Origin of the sequence: Pseudomonas sp. KB_15 (genome assembly GCF_052114525.1) — a bacterium.
GTDB lineage: Bacteria > Pseudomonadota > Gammaproteobacteria > Pseudomonadales > Pseudomonadaceae > Aquipseudomonas.
The window spans coordinates 65,697-86,657 of the sequence record NZ_JBFREX010000020.1 but is presented as its reverse complement, the minus strand read 5'-3'; the positions used below and the strand labels follow the sequence as shown (position 1 = coordinate 86,657).

Here is a 20,961-nt window from a genome sequence, read left to right as displayed (position 1 = left end):
GGACCACCCTCAAGCTTTGCAACATCAGGGCGAGCGATCAGCGTCGCTTGGCCATCTCGTTGATGAAGCGATCGAACAATGGCGCTACGTCGTTCGGGCCAGGGCTGGCTTCCGGGTGACCCTGGAAGCTGAAGGCGCTCTTGTCGGTACGCTCGATACCTTGCAGGGTGCCGTCGAACAGCGATTTATGGATCGCACGGACGTTGGCTGGCAGGGTCGCTTCGTCTACGGCAAAACCGTGGTTCTGGCTGGTGATCATCACCACGCCGCTGTCCAGGTCCTGGACGGGGTGGTTGGCACCGTGGTGGCCGTGACCCATTTTCAGGGTCTTGGCGCCGGAGGCCAGGGCCAGCAGCTGGTGACCGAGGCAGATACCGAAGACCGGGATCTCGGTCTCCAGCACGTCCTTGATCGCCTGGATCGCGTAGTCGCAAGGCTCCGGGTCACCAGGGCCGTTGGACAGGAACACGCCGTCCGGCTTCAGCGCCAGCACATCGGCAGCAGGGGTTTGAGCAGGCACAACGGTCACGCGGCAACCGCGCTCGACCAGCATGCGCAGGATGTTCACCTTGACGCCGTAGTCGTAGGCAACCACGTGGTACGGCAGTTCGGACGCGTCGAGGGTCGCGTGGCTGTCGGTTTTCAGATCCCAGACAGTCGAACGCCATTCGTAGGAGTCTTTGGTGCTGACGACTTTCGCCAGGTCCATGCCCTTGAGGCCTGGGAAGCCCTGGGCGGCGGCGATGGCAGCTTCTTCGGAGATGTTGTCACCGGCCATGATGCAGCCGTTCTGCGCGCCTTTTTCACGCAGGATGCGCGTCAGGCGGCGGGTGTCGATACCGGCGATGGCCACAACGTTGTTGGCCTTCAGGTAGTCGGACAGGGACATCGTGTTACGCCAGTTGCTCGCCACCAGTGGCAGGTCACGGATGACCAGGCCAGCGGACCAGACGCGGTTCGACTCGGCGTCTTCCGGCGTGGTGCCGGTGTTGCCGATGTGCGGGTAAGTCAGGGTAACGATCTGTTGGGCGTAGGAAGGATCGGTAAGGATTTCCTGATAGCCGGTCATTGCGGTGTTGAACACCACCTCACCAACGGTTTGACCGTCGGCTCCAATGGCTTCGCCGCGAAAAATGCTGCCATCAGCAAGGGCGAGTATGGCTGGCTTAGTCAAGAAGACCTCCCGTAAATAAAGCCTGAAAGGGCGATCGCAGGTTGTAAAAAAGCGGAGTGACGTATGGACACGTCACCCCGCTTCTTCACTGAATTATTCTGCGCGCTTTTAGTGGACACACTAAAGCTGTAGCTTACAGAAAAAGGCATTTTTGGTCTACCGCCAATGAGCCTTAAAGGCTGGAGAATGCGACAGGACGTCGCTTGGCGGAACAAAACCGGGCTCAAACGCTGTGCGCGAGCCCGATTTCGGGTGCATCTTAACGCAGTTCGAGCACGTCTTGCATGTCGTATAGGCCAGGCTCACGCCCATCCAGCCACAACGCAGCACGCACCGCACCCTTGGCGAACGTCATGCGACTGGACGCCTTGTGGGTGATCTCGACACGCTCGCCATCGGCAGCGAACAGCACCGTGTGATCGCCAACGATGTCGCCGGCGCGCACAGTGGCAAAACCAATGGTCTCGCGCTCGCGAGCACCGGTCTGGCCTTCACGACCATACACCGCCACCTTCTTCAGATCACGACCCAGGGCATCTGCAATCACCTCGCCCATGCGCACGGCAGTGCCGGACGGCGCATCGACCTTATGCCGATGGTGAGCCTCGGTGATTTCGATATCGACATCGTCACCCAACACGCGAGCTGCCGTGTCGAGCAACTTCAGGCACAGGTTGACGCCCACGCTGAAGTTGGCCGCGAAGACGATCGGAATGTCCTTGCCCGCTTCCGCCAGCAACTGCTTTTCTTCAACACTGAAGCCGGTAGTACCGATGATCATCGCCTTGCCGTGTTTACGGCAGAAGGCCAGGTTCTTCAGGGTCACCGTCGGGTGCGTGAAGTCGATCAGCACGTCGAACTCGTCGACCACCCGATCCAGATCGCCGGACAGAGGCACACCGATACGACCCAGCGCAGCCAGCTCGCCGGCATCCGCGCCGACCAACGTGCTGTCAGGACGATCCACTGCCGCCGTCAGACCGGCGCCCGGGGTTTGCTGCACCGCCTCAATCAGGGTCTTGCCCATGCGCCCGGCGGCGCCCATCACTGCAATACGTCGCATGCCTGTCTCCTTACAAATCGCCGAAGAAGCGCTTCACGCCTTCGAACCAACCAGTGGTTTTCGGTGAATGGCTGTTGTCGTCCGCCAGGGAGCTACGGAACTCCTCGAGCATTTCGCGCTGGCGACGGCTCAGGTTGACCGGAGTCTCGACCGCCACACGGCACATCAAGTCACCCGCACCACCGCCACGCACAGGCGCGACACCCTTGCCACGAACACGGAACTGCTTGCCGGTCTGCGTCCCCTCAGGGATCTTCAGCTTGACCCGGCCATCAAGGGTCGGAATCTCCAGCTCGCCACCCAGCGCCGCATCGACGAAGCTGATCGGCACTTCGCAGAACAGATGCTTGCCATCGCGCTGGAAAATCGAGTGCTCACGCACGTTGATCACCACGTACAGGTCGCCAGTCGGGCCACCCTGAGCGCCCGCCTCGCCTTCGCCGGACAGACGAATGCGGTCACCGGTATCGACACCGGCCGGCACTTTCACCGACAGGGTCTTGTACTCTTCGACACGACCTTCGCCGTGACAGGAATCGCACGGATCGGAAATGATCTTGCCCTGGCCATGGCAGCGCGGGCAGGTCTGCTGCACCGAGAAGAAGCCTTGCTGCATGCGCACCTGACCGATACCGCCGCAAGTCGGGCAGGTCACCGGCGAAGAACCTTTCTTGGCACCGGAGCCGTCGCAAGGCTTGCAGTTGACCAGCGTCGGAACGCGGATGTTCACGGTCGTACCGCGCACCGCCTCTTCAAGGTCCAGCTCCAGGGTGTAGCGCAAGTCACTGCCGCGCTGAGCGCCGCCACGGGAACCGCCGCGACCGCCACCGAAGAAGTCACTGAAGACATCGCCAAAGATGTCGGAGAAGTTCTGACCACCGAACCCGGCACCGCCGCCACCCATGCTCGGGTCGACACCGGCATGGCCGTACTGGTCGTATGCCGCGCGCTTGCTGGAATCCGACAGCACTTCGTAGGCCTCGTTGGCCTCCTTGAACATTTCTTCCGACGCCTTGTCATCGGGATTACGGTCCGGGTGGTGCTTCATTGCCAGGCGACGGTAGGCCTTTTTCAGGTCCGCTTCGCTTGAGCCACGCTCAACACCCAACACTTCGTAATAGTCACGCTTTGCCATAAGTCTTTGCACTCTTAAGGACGTCCGACACAACCCTCCTGAGTCTGCCGAACTCGTTGAGCCCCAATACAGGCCCGGACCCAACTCACGTCAATTCAACGATCCTGGTCTTTGATTCTTGCGGTACTTGCGACTCGAAAAGCAGGAGCATTTCCGGCCATACCGCCAGCATCCGAACGCTGTCGCATGCTGTAAAAATTCGCGTATTCCAGATACGCCAACGCGGGAGCAAGCTCCCGCGCGGCGACATCCTACCAGTCACCGCCTAAAGGCAGTCAACCGGCCGACCAACAACTTACTTGTGGTCTTTGACTTCTTCGAACTCGGCGTCGACAACGTCGTCAGCCTTTTCAGCCGATTCAGCGTGCGGTGCTGCGCCTTCAGCAGGCTGAGCCTGTTCGGCGTACATCTTCTGCGCCACCGGAGCGGAGACTTTCGACAGCTCTTCAACCTTGGCGTCGATAGCAGCCTTGTCGTCGCCTTTGACGGCGGCTTCCAGGGCAACGACTGCCGCCTCGATTGCAGTCTTCTCTTCAGCGGTCACTTTATCGCCGGCATCGGCAACCATTTTGCGCGTCGAGTGAACCAGTGCATCACCCTGGTTACGGGCAGTGGCCAGCTCTTCGAACTTGCGGTCTTCCTCGGCGTTAGCCTCGGCATCACGCACCATGCGCTCGATTTCTTCGTCGGACAGACCGGAGTTGGCCTTGATCACGATCGACTGAGTCTTGCCGGTAGCCTTGTCTTTCGCACCTACGTGCAGGATGCCGTTGGCGTCGATGTCGAAGGTCACTTCGATCTGCGGCACACCACGTGGAGCCGGTGGGATGTCGGCCAGGTCGAACTTGCCCAGGGACTTGTTCTGTGCGGCTTGCTTACGCTCGCCCTGCAGCACGTGAATGGTCACGGCGCCCTGGTTGTCGTCGGCAGTCGAGAACACTTGCGATTTCTTGGTAGGAATCGTGGTGTTTTTCTCGATCAGCGCAGTCATCACGCCACCCATGGTTTCGATACCCAGGGTCAGCGGGCTGACGTCGAGCAGCAGAACGTCTTTCACGTCACCGGCCAGTACCGCGCCCTGGATGGCAGCACCCATGGCAACCGCTTCGTCCGGGTTCACATCTTTACGAGCTTCTTTACCGAAGAACTCGGTTACCAGCTTCTGAACCAGTGGCATACGGGTCTGACCGCCCACCAGGATCACGTCGTTGATCGCGCCAACGTCGATACCGGCATCTTTCATCGCGATGCGGCAAGGCTCGATAGTGCGCTGAACCAGGTCTTCCACCAATGCTTCGAGCTTGGCGCGGGAGATCTTCACGTTCAGGTGTTTAGGACCGGTGGCGTCTGCAGTGATGTACGGCAGGTTCACGTCGGTCGACTGGCTCGAAGACAGTTCGATCTTGGCTTTTTCAGCAGCTTCTTTCAGGCGCTGCATGGCCAGCGGGTCGCCCTTGAGGTTCATGCCGCTTTCTTTCTTGAATTCGTCGACGAGGTAGTCGATCAGACGAATGTCAAAGTCTTCACCGCCCAGGAACGTGTCACCGTTGGTGGCCAGTACTTCGAACTGGTGCTCGCCATCGACTTCAGCGATCTCGATCACGGAAACGTCGAAAGTACCGCCGCCCAGGTCGTAAACGATCACGGTGTGATCGCCCTTGGCCTTGTCCATACCGTAAGCCAGAGCAGCTGCGGTCGGTTCGTTGATGATACGTTTTACGTCCAGACCGGCGATGCGGCCGGCGTCTTTGGTCGCCTGACGCTGGCTGTCGTTGAAGTAGGCCGGAACGGTGATCACCGCTTCAGTCACGGTCTCGCCGAGGTAGTCTTCGGCGGTCTTCTTCATTTTTTTCAGGATTTCAGCCGAGATTTGTGGCGGTGCCATTTTCTGGCCGTTCACTTCAACCCAGGCGTCGCTGTTGTCAGCCTTGACGATCTTGTAAGGGACCATCTGAATGTCTTTCTGCACGACTTCTTCGTCGAAACGACGACCGATCAGACGCTTCACCGCGTACAGGGTGTTGTGCGGATTGGTCACAGCCTGACGCTTGGCCGACTGGCCAACCAGAATTTCGCCATCGTTGGCGTAAGCGATGATCGACGGCGTGGTACGCGCGCCTTCAGCGTTTTCAATAACTTTTGCCTTGCCGTTTTCCAGCACGGAGACGCAGGAGTTGGTAGTCCCCAGGTCGATACCGATAATTTTGCCCATGTTCACTCTCCCGAAACTTTGGATTTGGTTGCCGCAGCAGTGGTGGCTAACTGCGGTAGCACTTAAACGCTTGACTTATAAATGGGGGCCTTGCGGCGGATTTCAAGCCTGCTCGTCAATCGAAGGCGAAACCGGCGCAGGCGCCTTGCTGACCACGACCATCGCCGGGCGCAGCAGGCGACCATTGAGCTGATAGCCCTTCTGGAACACCTTCAGAACGCTGTTCGGCTCGACGTCGGCGCTTTCCTGCATGGCCATTGCCTGATGGTGAACGGCGTTGAACGGTTCGCCATGCGGATCGATCGCTTCAAGCTGATAACGCTTGAGAGTGTCGTGGAACATTTTCAGGGTCAGCTCGATGCCTTCGCGCATCGGACGGATACTTTCGTCGTCCGGGCTGGACAGTTCCAGGCCGCGCTCCAGGCTGTCGACGATCGGCAGCAGGTCGCTGGCGAATTTTTCCAGCGCGAACTTGTGAGCCTTCTCCACATCCTGCTCGGCGCGACGGCGGACGTTCTGCAGATCGGCGGCTACACGCAAAGCCTGATCCTGAGCGCCTGCCAGTTGCTCTTCGAGCACTTGTACACGAGCCGCCAGGTCTTCACCCGAAGCCTCGGGCGCCTGGTTGGCGTCTGGGTTTTGCGTATCCACTGTCTGTTCGTCAGCCATAGATTTCTCCTTTCAATATCGTCCGCGAGCTCAACTCGCGCTTCTGCCCAGCTATATGGGGCCGCAAAATCCGGCTTCAAGGGGGGCCGACGATTAACCCTACAAAAAACAACCGCTTTGTCATTCCCGCTCGCGATAAGGGTTTCGTCGGACCAAGCGAATCGAGCTAACGAGAGGCATTGTCAGCCCGAAACAAAACACTGTATAAATAACCAGACATAACACCTGGGAGCGGCCCATATGCTGGTGCACCTGTCCGTACACAACTACGCCATCGTTGAACATCTCGATCTCGAACTCGATCGCGGGATGAGCGTTATCACCGGGGAAACCGGCGCGGGCAAGTCGATCATGCTCGACGCGCTGGGCCTTACCCTGGGTGATCGCGCCGACAGCGGCGTGGTCCGCCCCGGCGCCGACAAGGCCGATATCCTGGCCACCTTCGATCTGGCCGACATTCCGGAAGCCAGCGCCTGGCTGGCCGAGCGCGACCTCGAAAACGACGGCCCGTGCATCCTGCGCCGGGTGATCACATCCGAAGGGCGCTCGCGTGGCTACATCAACGGCACGCCCTGCCCGCTTGGCGATCTCAAGGCGCTGGGCGAGCTGTTGATCGACATTCACAGCCAGCACGAACACCAATCCCTGCTCAAGACCGACACCCACCGTCGCCTGCTCGATGAATATGCCGGCGCGACCGACCTTGCCCGGCAGGTTCAGCTCGCCGCCCAGCGTTGGCGCCAGACCCGCCAGGAACTGGAGCGACTCTCCAATTCCGGTGACGAGCAACGCGCCCGCCATCAATTGCTCAGCTATCAACTCGAAGAACTGGAAAACCTTGGCCTCGGTGACAATGAGCTGGAGCAACTGGAACAGGAACACAAGAACCTGACCAACGCCGAGACCTTGCTCGGCATTTGCCGACAAGTCGTCGAGCAATGCAGTGAAAGTGATTCCGGGAATGTACTGAACGCCCTCACCGCCAGCCTCAACCGCCTGTCGAGCGTGAACAGCTCGATCGGCGCGCTGGGTGAAGCCAGCAGCTTGTTGACCAGTGCACAGATCCAGGTTGAAGAGGCCGTGGGTGAACTGAACCGCTTCCTCGACAATTTCGATGCCGATCCGTCGCGTCTTCAATACCTTGAAGAACGCCTCGACGCGATCTACACCCTGGCGCGCAAACACCGCATCCAGCCGACTGAAGTTGCCGAGATGCAACAGAAACTGCTGGATGAAATCGAAACCCTCAACGCCAACGACGAATCCATCGAGCGACTGAGCGATGAGCTGTCGTCCTATGCCCGGCACTATCAGGAAAAGGCACGGGAACTGAGCGATCTACGGCATCAAGCGTCGAATAGCCTGGCCAGCGCCGTGGAGCAGGAAATCCAGCGACTGGGCATGCCCGGCGGTCGCTTCACCATTGAACTGCGCCCAAACAGCAGCGATGAACTGCTGCCAAATGGCCTCGAGCAGGTAGAGTTGCTGGTCAGCGCCAACCCTGGCCAGCCACTGAAAGCCCTGGCGAAAGTGGCATCCGGTGGCGAGCTGTCGCGGATCAGCCTGGCGATTCAGGTGATCACCGCGCAGACCTCCCGTGTACCGACCCTGGTATTCGACGAAGTCGACGTCGGCATCGGCGGCCCGACTGCAGAAATCGTCGGCCAGTTGCTGCGCAGGCTCGGCGTGCGTGGGCAAGTACTGACCGTGACCCACTTGCCGCAAGTCGCAGCGCAAGGTCATCAGCATCTATTTGTGCATAAAGTACGCGGAGAAGATGCCACCCGTACGGCCGTTTCCAAATTGAGCAAGAATGACCGCGTCGAAGAAGTCGCACGGATGCTGGGCGGCATCGATCTCACCAAGGAATCCCTGGCTCACGCGAAAAAAATGGTGGTTGCCGCCAAAGCTTGAGTAAAGCCGGAAAGCACGAAGGCGACCCTGGGGTCGCCTTCGCTCGTTTCGCGAACGGATGTTCGCGCGACATGCTTACTTTTTCTTGCGCACGTACAGCACCAGATTGTGATCAACCATCTCGAAGCCATACTTGTCGACGATTGCTTTCTGAAGCCGCTCGATTTCTTCGTCGAAGAATTCGATCACTTCACTGGTTTCGACGTTGACCATATGGTCGTGATGCTTTCCGTCGTCCAGTTCGAAGACCGCATGGCCTCCGTCGAAGTTGTGCCGCACCACAAGGCCAGCTGCCTCGAACTGGGTCAGAACACGGTAAACCGTGGCCAGACCGACATCCTCACCAGCCTCCATCAGGGCCTTGTAGACATCCTCGGCACTCATGTGGCGCTGCTCGGCGGAATCGAGCATTTGCAGAATCTTGACCCGTGGCAGGGTCACTTTGAGGCCGGCTTTGCGTAGTTCGCTATTTTCAACCATGGTCAGCTTTCTCGCGATGCTGCTTCGCAGCTTCTCTTAATGCGGGTATGATCGGCGTTTACGTTGTCCCAGCCAAGATAGTGGAAGTCGCCCACCGATGCAAAACACCAAGCTCTTGCTAACCAGTTTCACCTTTGTGGGACTGCTCGCACTCGCCGGTTGTTCATTCCCCGGGGTTTACAAAATCGACATCCAGCAGGGCAATGTCGTCACGCAGGACATGATAGACCAGTTACGCCCGGGAATGACCCGTAAGCAAGTACGGTTTATCATGGGCAACCCTCTGCTGACTGACACGTTCCATGCCGATCGCTGGGATTATCTGTACAGCCTGCAACCTGGTGGCGGTGAACGCCAACAGGAACGCATCAGCGTTATCTTCAACCCAAATGATCAGCTTGTCAGCCTCTCCGGCGATTTCATGCCAGGCGTGAGCCGTGATGAAGCCATTCTCGGCAAGGACAGCGGCACGACAGTGGCTGCCCCGGCAGAAAACGTCGAGAAGCCAAAACCGGAAAAACCGGTCAAGCCAGGTTCGTTGCTGGATCAGATCCAGAAGGACGTCGACGGTGTAGAAACCGTTCCGGTCCCGACGCCGCGACCACTGGAAACCTCGCCGCAATAATTTGCGACGCAATAAAAAGCCCGGCATGCCCGGGCTTTTTATTGTCTGGCGTTCAAGCCACTCACTGATTACGGGCTTTGGCCTCGGCAGCCTTTGCCGCGCGCAGTCGGCGAACCTCTTTGGGATCGGCCAGCAAAGGTCGGTAAACCTCGATGCGATCCCCAGCCTGGACTGCCCGACTCTCTGGATCGGCTACAACCTTGCCAAAGATACCCACAGGGCATTGGGTCAGATCCAGCTCTGGAAACTCTTGAGCCAGGACCGACCCAAGCAAGGCCGCCCGCACAGTCGTTCCGGCAGGCACCGCCACCGTCAACAGCACCTGACGGTCTACGGCCGCGTAAACCACCTCGACTTCAATCATCACCCATGACCTCAACCATGTATCTGCTTGGCACGCTGGCAGAACGCATCCACCAGGGTATTGGCCGCCTGGTTGAACAGCGGCCCCAGGGTGGCACGAACCAACGGCCCGGCATAATCGAACGACAGATCAAGACTGATCTTGCAGGCCTTCTCGCCCAGTGGCTTGAACACCCACACGCCATGCAGCTGATTGAACGGACCTTCCTCAAGGTTCATTTCGATCGATTGCCCGGGAACCAGAGTATTACGCGTCACGAAATGCTGACTGAGGCCGCCCTTCGCCACCCCGACACTCGCCCGCATATGCTCAGGGGAGCTCTCCAGGACTTCGGCCGACGAGCACCACGGCAGAAACTCCGGATAGCGTGCCACGTCGTTGACCAGGTCATACAGCGCTTGTGCCGGGTACGGCAGCAAGGCCGAACGTGAAATGTGTGTCGTCATGTCAGCGTCACTTCCACAGCTGGGCGGCAAACACTACGAGAATGCCGATGGGCGCCACATAGCGCATCAAGAACAAGGACAGGTCAAACAGCGCAGGGTTGCGGATCGACAATTCGTCGCGCACCGCTTCGCGCCCCATGATCCAGCCCGCGAACACCACGAAACACAAACCGCCAAGCGGCAACATGAGTCGCGAGGTGAAGAAATCGATCACGCCAAAGAAGTCGAGACCACCGGTTGCTCCCCATTGGTAGAGGTGGAACATCCCGCCTTCGTTCACGAAGAACTTGGCCTCCTTCCAGATATTGAAGGAGAACACCGTGCCCAGACCAACAAACCAGCAGCTGAAAGCCAACCAGAAGGTGACCCATGCACGACTCACCTTAGTGCGTTCGACCAGGTAGGCCACCATCGGCTCGAGCAGGGAAATCGCCGAACTCCAGGCAGCAACCGCCACCAGCACGAAGAACACCACCCCCATCAACTGCCCGAACGCCACGTTACCGAAGGCAAACGGCAGGCTGACGAACATCAGCCCCGGCCCTTCGCTCGGGTTCAGGCCCGCGGCGAAAACAATCGGAAACAATGCCAGACCGGCCACCAGGGAAACAAAGGTATCGAGCAGCGCCACGCCGACAATCGTGCCTGAAATCGACGAGTGCTTCGGCATGTAGGCGCCGTAGATCATGATCGAGCCGACGCCCACGCTCAGGGAAAAGAACGCGTGGCCCATGGCGGGCAGCAAACCGTCGAGGACTTTTTCCGGATGGAAGTCGAACATGAAATGCACGCCTTCCATGAAATGTCCGGTGGTCATGCTGTAGCCCAGCAGCACGAGAACCATCACGAACAACAACGGCATCATGATGCGCAAACTGCGTTCAAGCCCGGCAACCACGCCCTTGGCGATCACTACCGCTGACAACAGCATAAAAATCGTGTGCCAAAGTGTCAGGCGCCACGGATCGGCGATCACATTGCCGAAGTAGGCACCCACCTGGTCCGGCGTCGCTCCCTGGAAGTCGCCACGCCCCATGTCGATGATGTAATCCAGCGACCAGCCGCCCACCACACTATAGAAAGACAGGATCAGCAACGCCGTGATCATCCCGGCAAATGCCCCCCAGGACCATTTCGCCGAGTGCCCCGCCTCGACCGCCAGCATCTTCAAGGCATTGGCCGGGCTCTGCCGGGCACGCCGGCCGATCAGGGTTTCCGCCAGCATGACCGGCACGCCGATCAATGCAATACAGGCCAGGAACATCAGCACGAAGGCGCCGCCGCCATAGACACCGACCATGTACGGAAATTTCCAGATACTACCCAGCCCCACGGCCGAACCGGTCGCGGCGAGTATGAAGACCCAGCGGCTAGCCCAACTGCCGTGGACAGAAACCTTGTCTGTCGACATCGTTATCACGCCCAAGCGTTCAAAAAAGAGGCCGCATTGTCCGGGATTCAATCAACCTGCTCAAGCACGCAGCAACACCGTAGCCGACTCGCGTGCAACTCCCTATAATGCCGCCCCTATGGCTAAACAGAAGAAACACCCAACAGGGACCATCGCGCAAAATAAAAAGGCGCGACACGATTACTTCATCGAACATCGGTTCGAGGCTGGTCTGGTCCTGGCCGGCTGGGAAGTAAAAAGTCTGCGGGCAAGCAAGCTGCAGCTGGTTGACAGCTACGTACTGCTCAAGGATGGCGAAGCCTGGCTGCTCGGCAGCCACATTACGCCCCTGACGACCGCCAGCACCCACGTCATCGCTGACCCGGTGCGCACCCGTAAATTGCTGCTCAACCGGCGCGAGCTGGAAAAGCTGGCCGCGGCCGTGCAGCAGAAGGGTTACGCCTGCGTGTGCCTGTCCTGGTACTGGAGCAAGCACATGGTCAAGTGCGAGATCGCTCTGGGCAAGGGCAAGAAGGAATACGACAAGCGCGATACCGAGCGCGAACGCGACGCCGGTCGGGAGTTGCAGCGTGCGGTGCGCAACAAGGGCAAGGAAGAGTAATTCTTCTGCCGGATTGCGGCATTGTGGCGAGGGAGCTTGCTCCCGCCGGGGTGCGAAGCGCCCCTTGGCTTGGCGGCATCAAGCCTGCTGGCGACTGCTGCGCAGCCGAACGGGAGCAAGCTCCCTCGCCACACTAAGCGCCTGTCGCTACATCCCCTTGCGCCGCTCCGCCCGGGCCATGCGCTGCACTTCCTGACGCACTTCTTCCAGCACCTCCTGCACATACAAAATGTGTCGGCTGGAAACTTCCCGTGCCTGCTCCGCCCGCCCTTCGATAATCGCCTGGTACAACTCCCGATGCTGCGTGATCAGCATGTCGCGGGTTTCCGTGCGCTGCTTGTACATGCCACCGATGTTGGTCACCACGTTGCGCTTGAGCAGGTCGAACAGCCCGCGAATGGTGTGCAGCAGCACGGCATTGTGGCTGGCCTCGGCGATCGCCAGGTGAAAGCTTGCGTCCGCGGCCCCCTCTTCGGCACGACTCACCTGTTCGTGACGCGAATAGCAGTCCTGCAACTCGTTGAACGCCGCGGTCAGCCGTTCGCGATCCACATCCGTAGCACGCAGCGCCGCGTAGTAGGCGCAGGACGCTTCCAGCGTATGGCGAAACTCCAGCAGATCGCGTTGCGCCTCGGGGTTGCTTTCCAGCAGATGCAACAAGGGATCACTGAAAGTGCTACCCAGCGACTCCACCACATAGTTGCCGCCACCCTGGCGACTGACCAGCAGACCCTTGGCGGTCAGCTTCTGAATGGCTTCGCGCAACGAAGGGCGTGACACACCAAATTGCTCGGCCAGTGCGCGCTCGGCCGGCAAGCGCTCACCCGCTTTCAGCGTGCCCTCGAGGATCATGCCCTCAAGCTGCTCGACAATATCGTCAGACAAACGGCGCTGACGAATCTGATCAAACCCCATAACTCGATTACTCCACGACCCGACGGCTCGCCGGGGCTCTATTCTGGCCTATCGGCGCCGCGCCAGCACCTGTCACAACGCATTTGGTCATACCAGGCAGACGACCTGCGCACTTTGCATTCGACAAAAGTTTTAGGGCGGCAAATTGACACACCGCCTACAAGGCTTTTACCCTAGCCAACAGCGATTGTAAATTGGTCTTACCAATTATCCAAGAACGCTGATCAGTGCCTGACCAACAACAATTAGGGGCCACCCCATATGCAAACCTGGCAACAGCTCTATACCCCGCTCGGCAGCCTCGGCCTGTCCGCACTCGCCGCCGTCATCCCCATCGTGTTTTTCTTCCTGGCCCTGGCCGTATTCCGCCTCAAGGGCCATGTAGCCGGCAGCATCACCCTGGCTTTGTCGATTCTGGTGGCGATCTTCGCTTTCCAGATGCCCGTCGATATGGCGTTCGCCGCCGCCGGGTATGGCTTCGCTTATGGCCTGTGGCCGATTGCCTGGATCATTGTGGCAGCGGTGTTCCTCTACAAACTGACGGTCAAGAGTGGCCAGTTTGAAGTCATCCGCAGTTCGGTTCTGTCGATCACCGATGACCAGCGCCTGCAGGTTCTGCTGATCGGTTTCTGCTTCGGCGCCTTCCTCGAAGGCGCGGCTGGTTTCGGCGCGCCGGTAGCGATTACCGCCGCCCTGCTGGTAGGGCTTGGCTTCAACCCGTTGTATGCCGCCGGCCTGTGCCTGATCGCCAACACCGCGCCAGTAGCCTTCGGCGCTCTCGGCATTCCGATCATCGTTGCCGGGCAAGTGACCGGTATCGACGCATTCAAGATCGGCGCCATGACCGGCCGTCAACTGCCGCTACTGTCGATGTTCGTGCCGTTCTGGCTGGTGTTCATGATGGATGGCCTGCGCGGCGTGCGGGAAACCTGGCCTGCAGCACTGGTGGCCGGCTTGAGCTTTGCCGTGACCCAGTACTTCACCTCGAACTTCATCGGTCCGGAACTACCGGACATCACCTCGGCCCTGGCCAGCCTGATTGCCCTGACCCTGTTCCTGAAAGTCTGGCAACCAAAACGCGCCGCCGGCCAACACATTGTGGGCGCCGTCTCGGCCTCCGTGGTGAGCGCCAGCGTCGGTGGTTTCGGCCAGAAACGCACAACCGTGGCATCACCCTACAGCCTCGGGGAAATTTTCAAAGCCTGGTCGCCGTTTTTGATTCTCACCGTACTGGTCACCATCTGGACCCTGAAACCGTTCAAGGCCATGTTTGCCGCTGGCGGCTCGATGTACAGCTTCGTGTTCAACTTTGCCATTCCGCACCTGGACCAGATGGTGATCAAGGTTGCACCCATCGTGGCCGCGCCGACCGCCATCCCGGCGGTTTTCAAACTGGACCCGATTTCCGCGACCGGCACGGCGATATTCTTTTCGGCACTGATCTCGATGCTGGTGCTGAAGGTCAATTTCAAAACTGGTCTGACCACTTTGAAAGAGACCTTTTATGAACTGCGCTGGCCGATCCTGTCCATCGGCATGGTGTTGGCGTTTGCCTTCGTGACGAACTACTCGGGCATGTCCTCGACCATGGCCCTGGTACTGGCGGCAACGGGCGCAGCGTTCCCGTTCTTCTCGCCGTTTCTCGGCTGGCTGGGGGTTTTCCTCACCGGTTCCGATACCTCGTCCAACGCCCTGTTCAGCTCGCTGCAAGCGACCACCGCGCACCAGATCGGTGTCAACGACACCTTGCTGGTGGCGGCGAACACCAGCGGCGGCGTGACCGGCAAGATGATCTCGCCACAATCGATCGCCGTGGCTTGTGCCGCGACCGGCCTGGTGGGCAAAGAATCGGATCTGTTCCGCTTCACCCTCAAGCACAGCCTATTCTTTGCAACGATTGTCGGACTTATCACCTTGGCCCAAGCCTACTGGTTCACCGGGATGCTGGTGCACTAAGGACCACAAGCAACACGATAAAAACCGACGCCGGGCCACGCCCCCGGCGTCCGCTACTCACACCCCGGTCTGTAAGGCTGCTGAAAGCTTCCCTCACTATATTCAGCGGCCTCAACGGACGAATAACCGGGACTACCCGGAGACACGCCTGATGAGCGAGCTTTTTTACAACGCTGTGCCGAATGCGACCCGTGTCGCCCCGCCACTGCCCGAGCCTCGGCAATACCCCAGCGAGAAACCGTCACGGGTCTATCTGTTCGGAACCTGCGTGGTGGATTTGTTCTACCCCGAAGCCGGAATGGACGCGATCCACCTGCTGGAGCGCGAGGGCATTCGTGTCGAGTACCCGCAAGGGCAAAGCTGCTGCGGACAACCGGCCTACACCTCGGGTTACACCGAGCAGGCACGGACCGTGGCGCGCTCGCAACTGGCGTTGTTTGCCGGGGATTATCCGGTGGTGGTGCCTTCGGGCTCTTGCGCCGGGATGTTGCGCGAACACTATGCCGACTTGTTCAAGGACGAGCCGGAAACGTTGAAACAGGTTCAGGCGCTGGCCGCCAGAACCTTTGAGCTGGCCGAGTTCCTGTTGTTTGTCTGCAAGGTGCAGCTCAAAGACAGCGGCGAACCGGTGAAAGTGGCGCTGCACACCTCGTGTTCGGCACGCCGTGAAATGAACACCCACCTGCACGGCCGCGAATTGTTGTCGCAGTTGAGCAATGTGGAGCGGGTCAATCACGATCACGAAAGTGAATGCTGTGGCTTTGGCGGGACATTCAGCGTCCGTATGCCAGACATTTCCGGCGCGATGGTGGCTGACAAGACCCGGGCGTTGAAGGAGTCCGGCGCGCACCAGGTATTGAGTGCCGACTGCGGCTGTTTGATGAACATCAACGGCTCATTGGAAAAACAGCAGGAAGCGTTGCGTGGTCAGCATCTGGCCAGCTTCCTCTGGCAGCGTACCGGGGGTGCCCGATGAGCACTTCCACGATTATTCCTACGGTTGCCGTAGAAGAAGATTTCCGCACCCGCGCCCACAACGCGCTGGGTGACGCGCAATTGCGAGGCAACTTTCGCAAGGCGATGGATTCACTGATGACCAAACGGGCAGCAGCTTTCAGCGATGCCCACGAAAGAGAACACTTGCGCGCACTGGGCAATGCAATCCGTGCCCGCGCGCTCTCCAAGTTGCCCGACCTGCTCGAGCAACTGGAACAGAACCTGACCCGCAACGGTGTGACAGTGCACTGGGCGGAAACGGTGGACGAGGCCAATGGCATCGTCCTCTCGATCATCCGCGCTCACGAGGGGCGGCAAGTGATCAAGGGCAAATCGATGGTCAGCGAAGAAATGGAGATGAACCATTTCCTTGCTGATCGGGGCATTGAATGCCTGGAATCGGACATGGGCGAGTACATCGTCCAGCTCGACCACGAGAAGCCTTCACACATAATCATGCCGGCAATCCACAAGAACGCCGGTCAGGTCGCGTCCTTGTTCCACGACAAGCTTGGAGTGGAATACACCAAGGACGTTGACCAACTCATTCAGATCGGTCGCAAGGTCTTGCGGCAGAAATTCTTCGAAGCGGACATCGGCGTCTCCGGCGTCAACTTCGCCGTGGCCGAAACCGGCACCCTGCTGCTGGTGGAAAACGAAGGCAACGGTCGCATGACCACCACGGTGCCACCCGTGCACATCGCCGTCACCGGTATCGAAAAAGTCGTGGAAAACCTGCGCGACGTGGTGCCGCTATTGTCGCTGCTGACCCGCTCGGCGCTGGGCATCCCGATCACCACTTACGTCAACATGATCTCCGGCCCGCGCAAGGAACATGAACTCGACGGCCCGCAGGAAGTGCACCTCGTACTGCTCGATAACGGCCGCAGCCAGGCCTTTGCCGACAGCGAATTGCGTCAGACCCTGAACTGCATCCGCTGCGGCGCCTGTATGAATCATTGCCCGGTGTATACCCGAATTGGCGGCCATGCCTATGGGGAGGTTTACCCCGGGCCTATCGGAAAAATAATCACCCCGCACATGGTCGGCCTGGCGAAAGTCCCGGATCACCCGAGCGCCTCTTCGCTGTGCGGAGCCTGCGGGGAAGTATGCCCGGTAAAAATCCCGATCCCTGCGTTGCTGCGACGTCTGCGTGAAGAAAACGTCAAGGCCCCGGACAGCCCCCATCAAGTGATGCGCGGTCAGGGCAGCAAGTATTCGCGCAAGGAACGGTTCATCTGGAACGCCTGGGCGAAGCTCAACAGTTCGCCGACGCTGTATCGCCTGTTCGGTTTTTTCGCCACCCGTTTGCGTGCCCTCACGCCGAGCAATGTCGGCCCGTGGACGCAAAATCACAGCGCACCGAAACCCGCTGCCCGCTCACTGCATGACATGGCCCGCGAGCACTTTGCCAAGGGAGATCGCTGATGAGCGCCAAGCAAAATATCCTCGCCAAACTGCGTAAAAGTCTGACAGGCACCACACCGGTGGCCGACAACTTTGATGTCGAACTGGTGACCCAGCCTTACACCTACGCTCCTGAGCAACGCATTGCGCAACTGCGCAAGCTGATGGAAGCGGTGCACACGGAAATTCATCTGACGTCCGGCGAAGAGTGGCCGACGCTACTCGCGCAGTTGCTACGGGACCGCCAGTTGCCGAGTCTGCTGATCGCACCGACAACACCCCACGGTCAACGCATCACACAACACTGGGCGAATAATCCTGGCCTGCCAATGCTCAAGGCCTACGACCGCCCTGTTGAAGAATGGAAAGCCGAGCTGTTCAACGATACCCCGGCGAGCCTGACCACCACCCTCGGCGCCATCGCGGCGACCGGCAGCCTGATTCTCTGGCCGACGCGGGAAGAACCACGCCTGATGAGCCTGGCACCACCGGTACATTTCGCCCTGCTCAAGGCCAGCGAAATCCGCGACAACTTCTATCAGGTGCAACAGGAATTCGAATGGGCCCAGGGCATGCCGACCAACGCGTTGCTGGTGTCCGGCCCGTCGAAGACCGCCGACATCGAACAAGTCCTGGCGTACGGCGCCCACGGTCCGAAAGACCTGGTGGTGCTGATCCTGGAGGACCAATGAGTCTACCGGCCGCTTTTCTGCGCGATGCACAACAACTGATTCCTCAAGAACGACGTTTCGACGACCCGCTGTCGACCCTGGCCTTCGGCACCGATGCCAGTTTCTATCGATTGATTCCGCAACTGGTGATTCGCGTCGAGTCCGAAGACGAAGTGGTGGCACTGCTGCAACTGGCGCAACGCGATCGGGTGCCGGTGACCTTCCGCGCCGCCGGCACCAGCCTGTCTGGCCAGGCGATCAGCGATTCGGTGCTGATCGTGCTGGGGGATAACTGGAACGGTCGCGAAATCCGCGGGCAAGGCGCGCAAATCCGCCTGCAACCGGGGGTGATCGGCGCCCAGGCAAATGCCTGGCTGGCGCCGTTCGGACGCAAGATCGGCCCGGACCCGGCCTCGATCAACGCCTGCAAGATCGGCGGAATCGTCGCCAACAATGCCAGTGGGATGTGCTGCGGCACGGCACAAAACACCTATCACACCCTGGCCGGCATTCGTCTGGTGCTGGCCGACGGCAGTCGTCTCGACACTGAAGACGCCGCCAGCGTTGCGGCGTTTCGCCAAAGCCACGCCCCCCTGCTGGAGCGCTTGGCGACTCTTGGTCGTGAGACCCGGGCAAACGCTGAGCTGGCTGCGAGAATCCGCCACAAATACCGTCTGAAAAATACCACCGGCCTGTCGCTCAATGCCCTGGTGGATTTCGACGAGCCTGTGGATATCTTGAGCCACTTGCTGGTGGGCTCCGAGGGCACGCTCGGGTTCATCAGTGCCGTGACCTATGACACGGTGATCGACCACCCGAACAAGGCCTCGGCCCTGATTGTGTTCCCGGATGTCGAGACCTGCTGCAACGCGGTCACCGTGTTGAAAAGCCAACCGGTGTCGGCCGTGGAACTGTTGGACCGACGCAGCCTGCGTTCAGTGCAGAACAAACCCGGCATGCCGCCTTTCGTACAGCATCTGTCGAACAATGTCTGCGCCTTGCTGATCGAATCCCGCGCCGCATCGCCCACATTGCTGCACGAGCAACTGGCGCAGATCATGGCGTCGCTGAAGGCGTTCCCGGTGGAGAAGCAGGTCGATTTCACTGAAGACCCTCAGGAAAACGCCCGTCTCTGGGCAATCCGCAAAGACACCTTCCCGGCCGTCGGCGCGGTGCGCAAGACCGGCACCACAGTGATCATCGAAGACGTCACCTTCCCGGTCGAACAACTGGCCATCGGCGTCAACCGCCTGATCGAGCTGTTCGACAAACATCACTACGACGAAGCAATCCTTTTCGGACACGCGCTGGAAGGCAATCTGCACTTTGTCTTCACCCAAGGCTTCAACAACGCGCAAGAAGTCGCACGCTACCAGGCGTTCATGGATGACGTGGCGCAACTGGTGGCGGTGGAATTTGGCGGTTCACTGAAGGCCGAACACGGCACCGGGCGCAACATGGCGCCGTTCGTCGAGCTGGAATGGGGCAGCGATGCTTACCAGTTGATGTGGCAGCTCAAGCGTCTGCTCGATCCCAACGGCATTCTCAATCCGGACGTGGTGCTCAGCGAAGATCCGCAGATCCACCTCAAGCACCTCAAGCCCTTGCCGGCCGCCGACGAGATTGTGGACAAGTGCATCGAGTGCGGCTTCTGCGAACCGGTCTGCCCGTCGAAGGGCCTGACCCTGAGTCCACGCCAACGCATCGTGATCTGGCGCGACATTCAGGCGCGAAAACGCGCCGGCATCGATACCACCGAACTCGAAGCCGCGTACGAATATCAGGGCATCGATACCTGCGCCGCCACCGGCCTGTGCGCGCAACGTTGCCCGGTCGGCATCAACACCGGCGAGCTGGTGAAAAAACTCCGTAGCCGCACGGCAACCCATACGAAAACCGCCAACTGGCTTGAAGGAAATTTCGCCACGGCGCTACAAGGGGCGCGGTTCACCCTGCACGTCGCCAATGGCGCACGGATGTTGTTGGGCGCGCCACGCCTGGCAAAACTCTCGGCGGCGCTGACGAAGCTGTCCAAAGGTCAGGTCCCGCAATGGACCAACGCCATGCCGCAGCCGGAAAAAGCCATCCGCTTCAGTCCCGCCGTGTCGGACGAACGCCCTCGGGTAGTGTACCTGGCGGCGTGTGTGTCGCGGGTCATGGGGCCAACGGCGGGAGATAAGGAGCAGGTGTCGTTGTACGACAAAACCCGCGGGCTGCTGGAAAAGGCCGGTTACCAGGTGGTCTTCCCGGACAATCTGGACAACCTGTGCTGCGGCCAGCCATTCGCCTCCAAAGGCTACGCCGAACAAGCCGAACACAAACGCCAGGAACTGATCGGCGCCTTGCTGCACGCCAGTCGCGGCGGGCTCGACCCGATTTATTGCGACACCAGCCCGTGTACGTTACGGCTCACTCAAGACCTTGGCGAAGTTCGACTGGACCTCTACGACCCGGTGCGTTTCATCCGCACGCACTTGGTGGATCGCCTCGACTTCACACCGCAGGAAGCGCCGATTGCGGTACACGTCACTTGCAGCACTCAGCACCTTGGCGAAAGTCAGGCGCTGATCGACCTGGCGCGCAAATGCAGCAAAAACGTGGTCATTCCTGAAGGCATTCACTGTTGCGGGTTTGCCGGTGACAAGGGCTTCACCACGCCCGAGTTGAACGCCCATTCGCTGCGCACGCTCAAGGACGCGGTGCAACAATGCAGCGAAGGGATATCTACCAGCCGCACCTGTGAGATCGGGCTAACGCAACATGGCGGCATTGACTACCACGGACTAGTCTATCTGGTGGACCGCGTTACCCAGGCTAGGGCGACCTGAGCAGAACCTCACGAAAGGCGCATTCATGCGCCTTTTTTAGTGCTTCCTGCCAGAACCGACAGCATTACAGCAATAAATAGAACCCTGACGTGCC

18 protein-coding genes are annotated in these 20,961 nt (G+C 59.6%); 8 read left to right on the top strand and 10 right to left on the bottom strand.

Annotated elements, in window-relative coordinates; all coding sequences use genetic code 11:
• Window positions 1–37: 37 nt before the first annotated feature.
• The 5 genes from carA to grpE all read right to left on the bottom strand — a co-directional run bounded on the left by carA (window position 38) and on the right by grpE (window position 6,253).
• On the bottom strand, window positions 38–1,174 hold the full coding sequence (gene carA / locus AB4Z35_RS17650) for a glutamine-hydrolyzing carbamoyl-phosphate synthase small subunit (protein ID WP_277534476.1): 1,137 nt from the start codon (window positions 1,172–1,174) through the stop codon (window positions 38–40).
• A 259-nt stretch (window positions 1,175–1,433) separates the two neighbouring features.
• The gene (dapB, locus tag AB4Z35_RS17645) at window positions 1,434–2,237 is read right to left on the bottom strand and encodes a 4-hydroxy-tetrahydrodipicolinate reductase (RefSeq protein WP_277534474.1); all 804 of its coding nucleotides are present in this window, start codon (window positions 2,235–2,237) and stop codon (window positions 1,434–1,436) included.
• A 10-nt stretch (window positions 2,238–2,247) separates the two neighbouring features.
• Entirely contained in the window at window positions 2,248–3,372 is a 1,125-nt protein-coding gene (gene dnaJ, locus AB4Z35_RS17640) for a molecular chaperone DnaJ (protein WP_007973132.1), read from the bottom strand.
• Window positions 3,373–3,667: 295 nt separating this feature from the next.
• Window positions 3,668–5,584, bottom strand: a complete 1,917-nt coding sequence (dnaK, locus tag AB4Z35_RS17635; protein ID WP_007993585.1) for a molecular chaperone DnaK — start codon at window positions 5,582–5,584, stop codon at window positions 3,668–3,670.
• Window positions 5,585–5,686: 102 nt separating this feature from the next.
• Entirely contained in the window at window positions 5,687–6,253 is a 567-nt protein-coding gene (gene grpE / locus AB4Z35_RS17630) for a nucleotide exchange factor GrpE (protein ID WP_007993584.1), read from the bottom strand.
• A 240-nt stretch (window positions 6,254–6,493) separates the two neighbouring features.
• Here grpE and recN point away from each other — a divergent pair, with 240 nt between their 5' ends.
• The gene (gene recN / locus AB4Z35_RS17625; RefSeq protein WP_442098357.1) at window positions 6,494–8,167 is read left to right on the top strand and encodes a DNA repair protein RecN; all 1,674 of its coding nucleotides are present in this window, start codon (window positions 6,494–6,496) and stop codon (window positions 8,165–8,167) included.
• Window positions 8,168–8,242: 75 nt separating this feature from the next.
• On the opposite strand, the gene fur is transcribed toward recN, so the two are convergent.
• Window positions 8,243–8,647 carry a ferric iron uptake transcriptional regulator gene (fur, locus tag AB4Z35_RS17620; protein ID WP_003197684.1) on the bottom strand — a complete coding sequence of 135 codons (405 nt, stop codon included), beginning with the start codon at window positions 8,645–8,647 and terminating at the stop codon, window positions 8,243–8,245.
• A 97-nt stretch (window positions 8,648–8,744) separates the two neighbouring features.
• Between fur and AB4Z35_RS17615 the strand changes: the two genes are divergently transcribed.
• Window positions 8,745–9,272, top strand: a complete 528-nt coding sequence (locus AB4Z35_RS17615) for an outer membrane protein assembly factor BamE (protein WP_007993578.1) — start codon at window positions 8,745–8,747, stop codon at window positions 9,270–9,272.
• 61 nt (window positions 9,273–9,333) lie between these two features.
• On the opposite strand, the gene AB4Z35_RS17610 is transcribed toward AB4Z35_RS17615, so the two are convergent.
• From AB4Z35_RS17610 to AB4Z35_RS17600, 3 genes are read right to left on the bottom strand one after another with little or no spacing between them, the layout of a single operon-like run.
• Entirely contained in the window at window positions 9,334–9,636 is a 303-nt protein-coding gene (locus AB4Z35_RS17610) for an RnfH family protein (protein WP_116260293.1), read from the bottom strand.
• A gap of 11 nt (window positions 9,637–9,647) precedes the next feature.
• Window positions 9,648–10,082 (bottom strand): type II toxin-antitoxin system RatA family toxin, encoded by a 435-nt coding sequence (locus tag AB4Z35_RS17605; protein WP_103394085.1) that lies wholly within the window; start codon window positions 10,080–10,082, stop codon window positions 9,648–9,650.
• A 7-nt stretch (window positions 10,083–10,089) separates the two neighbouring features.
• The gene (locus AB4Z35_RS17600) at window positions 10,090–11,493 is read right to left on the bottom strand and encodes a sodium-dependent transporter (RefSeq protein ID WP_007993571.1); all 1,404 of its coding nucleotides are present in this window, start codon (window positions 11,491–11,493) and stop codon (window positions 10,090–10,092) included.
• A 118-nt stretch (window positions 11,494–11,611) separates the two neighbouring features.
• Between AB4Z35_RS17600 and smpB the strand changes: the two genes are divergently transcribed.
• Window positions 11,612–12,094 (top strand): SsrA-binding protein SmpB, encoded by a 483-nt coding sequence (smpB, locus tag AB4Z35_RS17595; protein WP_007993569.1) that lies wholly within the window; start codon window positions 11,612–11,614, stop codon window positions 12,092–12,094.
• Between the two features lie 147 nt (window positions 12,095–12,241).
• Here smpB and AB4Z35_RS17590 read toward each other — a convergent pair whose 3' ends face one another.
• Complete coding sequence (locus AB4Z35_RS17590) at window positions 12,242–13,009, bottom strand: FCD domain-containing protein (protein ID WP_442098355.1); 768 nt, start codon at window positions 13,007–13,009, stop codon at window positions 12,242–12,244.
• A gap of 261 nt (window positions 13,010–13,270) precedes the next feature.
• On the opposite strand from AB4Z35_RS17590, the gene AB4Z35_RS17585 reads away from it, so the two are divergent.
• The 5 genes from AB4Z35_RS17585 (at window position 13,271) to AB4Z35_RS17565 (ending at window position 20,867) form a co-directional block, all read left to right on the top strand.
• Window positions 13,271–14,965, top strand: coding sequence for a lactate permease LctP family transporter (locus AB4Z35_RS17585; protein WP_007993566.1), 1,695 nt, complete (start codon window positions 13,271–13,273; stop codon window positions 14,963–14,965).
• 151 nt (window positions 14,966–15,116) lie between these two features.
• Window positions 15,117–15,941 (top strand): (Fe-S)-binding protein, encoded by an 825-nt coding sequence (locus tag AB4Z35_RS17580; RefSeq protein WP_007993564.1) that lies wholly within the window; start codon window positions 15,117–15,119, stop codon window positions 15,939–15,941.
• Complete coding sequence (locus tag AB4Z35_RS17575; RefSeq protein WP_442098354.1) at window positions 15,938–17,389, top strand: LutB/LldF family L-lactate oxidation iron-sulfur protein; 1,452 nt, start codon at window positions 15,938–15,940, stop codon at window positions 17,387–17,389. The genes AB4Z35_RS17580 and AB4Z35_RS17575 overlap by 4 nt, the downstream gene beginning before the upstream one ends.
• Window positions 17,389–18,060 (top strand): LutC/YkgG family protein, encoded by a 672-nt coding sequence (locus tag AB4Z35_RS17570; RefSeq protein WP_442098353.1) that lies wholly within the window; start codon window positions 17,389–17,391, stop codon window positions 18,058–18,060. The genes AB4Z35_RS17575 and AB4Z35_RS17570 overlap by 1 nt, the downstream gene beginning before the upstream one ends.
• Window positions 18,057–20,867, top strand: a complete 2,811-nt coding sequence (locus tag AB4Z35_RS17565; protein WP_442098352.1) for an FAD-binding and (Fe-S)-binding domain-containing protein — start codon at window positions 18,057–18,059, stop codon at window positions 20,865–20,867. The genes AB4Z35_RS17570 and AB4Z35_RS17565 overlap by 4 nt, the downstream gene beginning before the upstream one ends.
• Window positions 20,868–20,961 lie beyond the last annotated feature (94 nt).

Coding starts and splice junctions, on each gene's coding strand:
- dapB (WP_277534474.1), bottom strand. CDS start 2,237: ATGCGACGTATTGCAGTGATGGGCGCCGCCGGGCGCATGGGCAAGACC.
- dnaJ (WP_007973132.1), bottom strand. CDS start 3,372: ATGGCAAAGCGTGACTATTACGAAGTGTTGGGTGTTGAGCGTGGCTCA.
- dnaK (WP_007993585.1), bottom strand. CDS start 5,584: ATGGGCAAAATTATCGGTATCGACCTGGGGACTACCAACTCCTGCGTC.
- grpE (WP_007993584.1), bottom strand. CDS start 6,253: ATGGCTGACGAACAGACAGTGGATACGCAAAACCCAGACGCCAACCAG.
- recN (WP_442098357.1), top strand. CDS start 6,494: ATGCTGGTGCACCTGTCCGTACACAACTACGCCATCGTTGAACATCTC.
- fur (WP_003197684.1), bottom strand. CDS start 8,647: ATGGTTGAAAATAGCGAACTACGCAAAGCCGGCCTCAAAGTGACCCTG.
- AB4Z35_RS17615 (WP_007993578.1), top strand. CDS start 8,745: ATGCAAAACACCAAGCTCTTGCTAACCAGTTTCACCTTTGTGGGACTG.
- AB4Z35_RS17610 (WP_116260293.1), bottom strand. CDS start 9,636: ATGATTGAAGTCGAGGTGGTTTACGCGGCCGTAGACCGTCAGGTGCTG.
- AB4Z35_RS17605 (WP_103394085.1), bottom strand. CDS start 10,082: ATGACGACACACATTTCACGTTCGGCCTTGCTGCCGTACCCGGCACAA.
- AB4Z35_RS17600 (WP_007993571.1), bottom strand. CDS start 11,493: ATGTCGACAGACAAGGTTTCTGTCCACGGCAGTTGGGCTAGCCGCTGG.
- smpB (WP_007993569.1), top strand. CDS start 11,612: ATGGCTAAACAGAAGAAACACCCAACAGGGACCATCGCGCAAAATAAA.
- AB4Z35_RS17590 (WP_442098355.1), bottom strand. CDS start 13,009: ATGGGGTTTGATCAGATTCGTCAGCGCCGTTTGTCTGACGATATTGTC.
- AB4Z35_RS17585 (WP_007993566.1), top strand. CDS start 13,271: ATGCAAACCTGGCAACAGCTCTATACCCCGCTCGGCAGCCTCGGCCTG.
- AB4Z35_RS17580 (WP_007993564.1), top strand. CDS start 15,117: ATGAGCGAGCTTTTTTACAACGCTGTGCCGAATGCGACCCGTGTCGCC.
- AB4Z35_RS17575 (WP_442098354.1), top strand. CDS start 15,938: ATGAGCACTTCCACGATTATTCCTACGGTTGCCGTAGAAGAAGATTTC.
- AB4Z35_RS17570 (WP_442098353.1), top strand. CDS start 17,389: ATGAGCGCCAAGCAAAATATCCTCGCCAAACTGCGTAAAAGTCTGACA.
- AB4Z35_RS17565 (WP_442098352.1), top strand. CDS start 18,057: ATGAGTCTACCGGCCGCTTTTCTGCGCGATGCACAACAACTGATTCCT.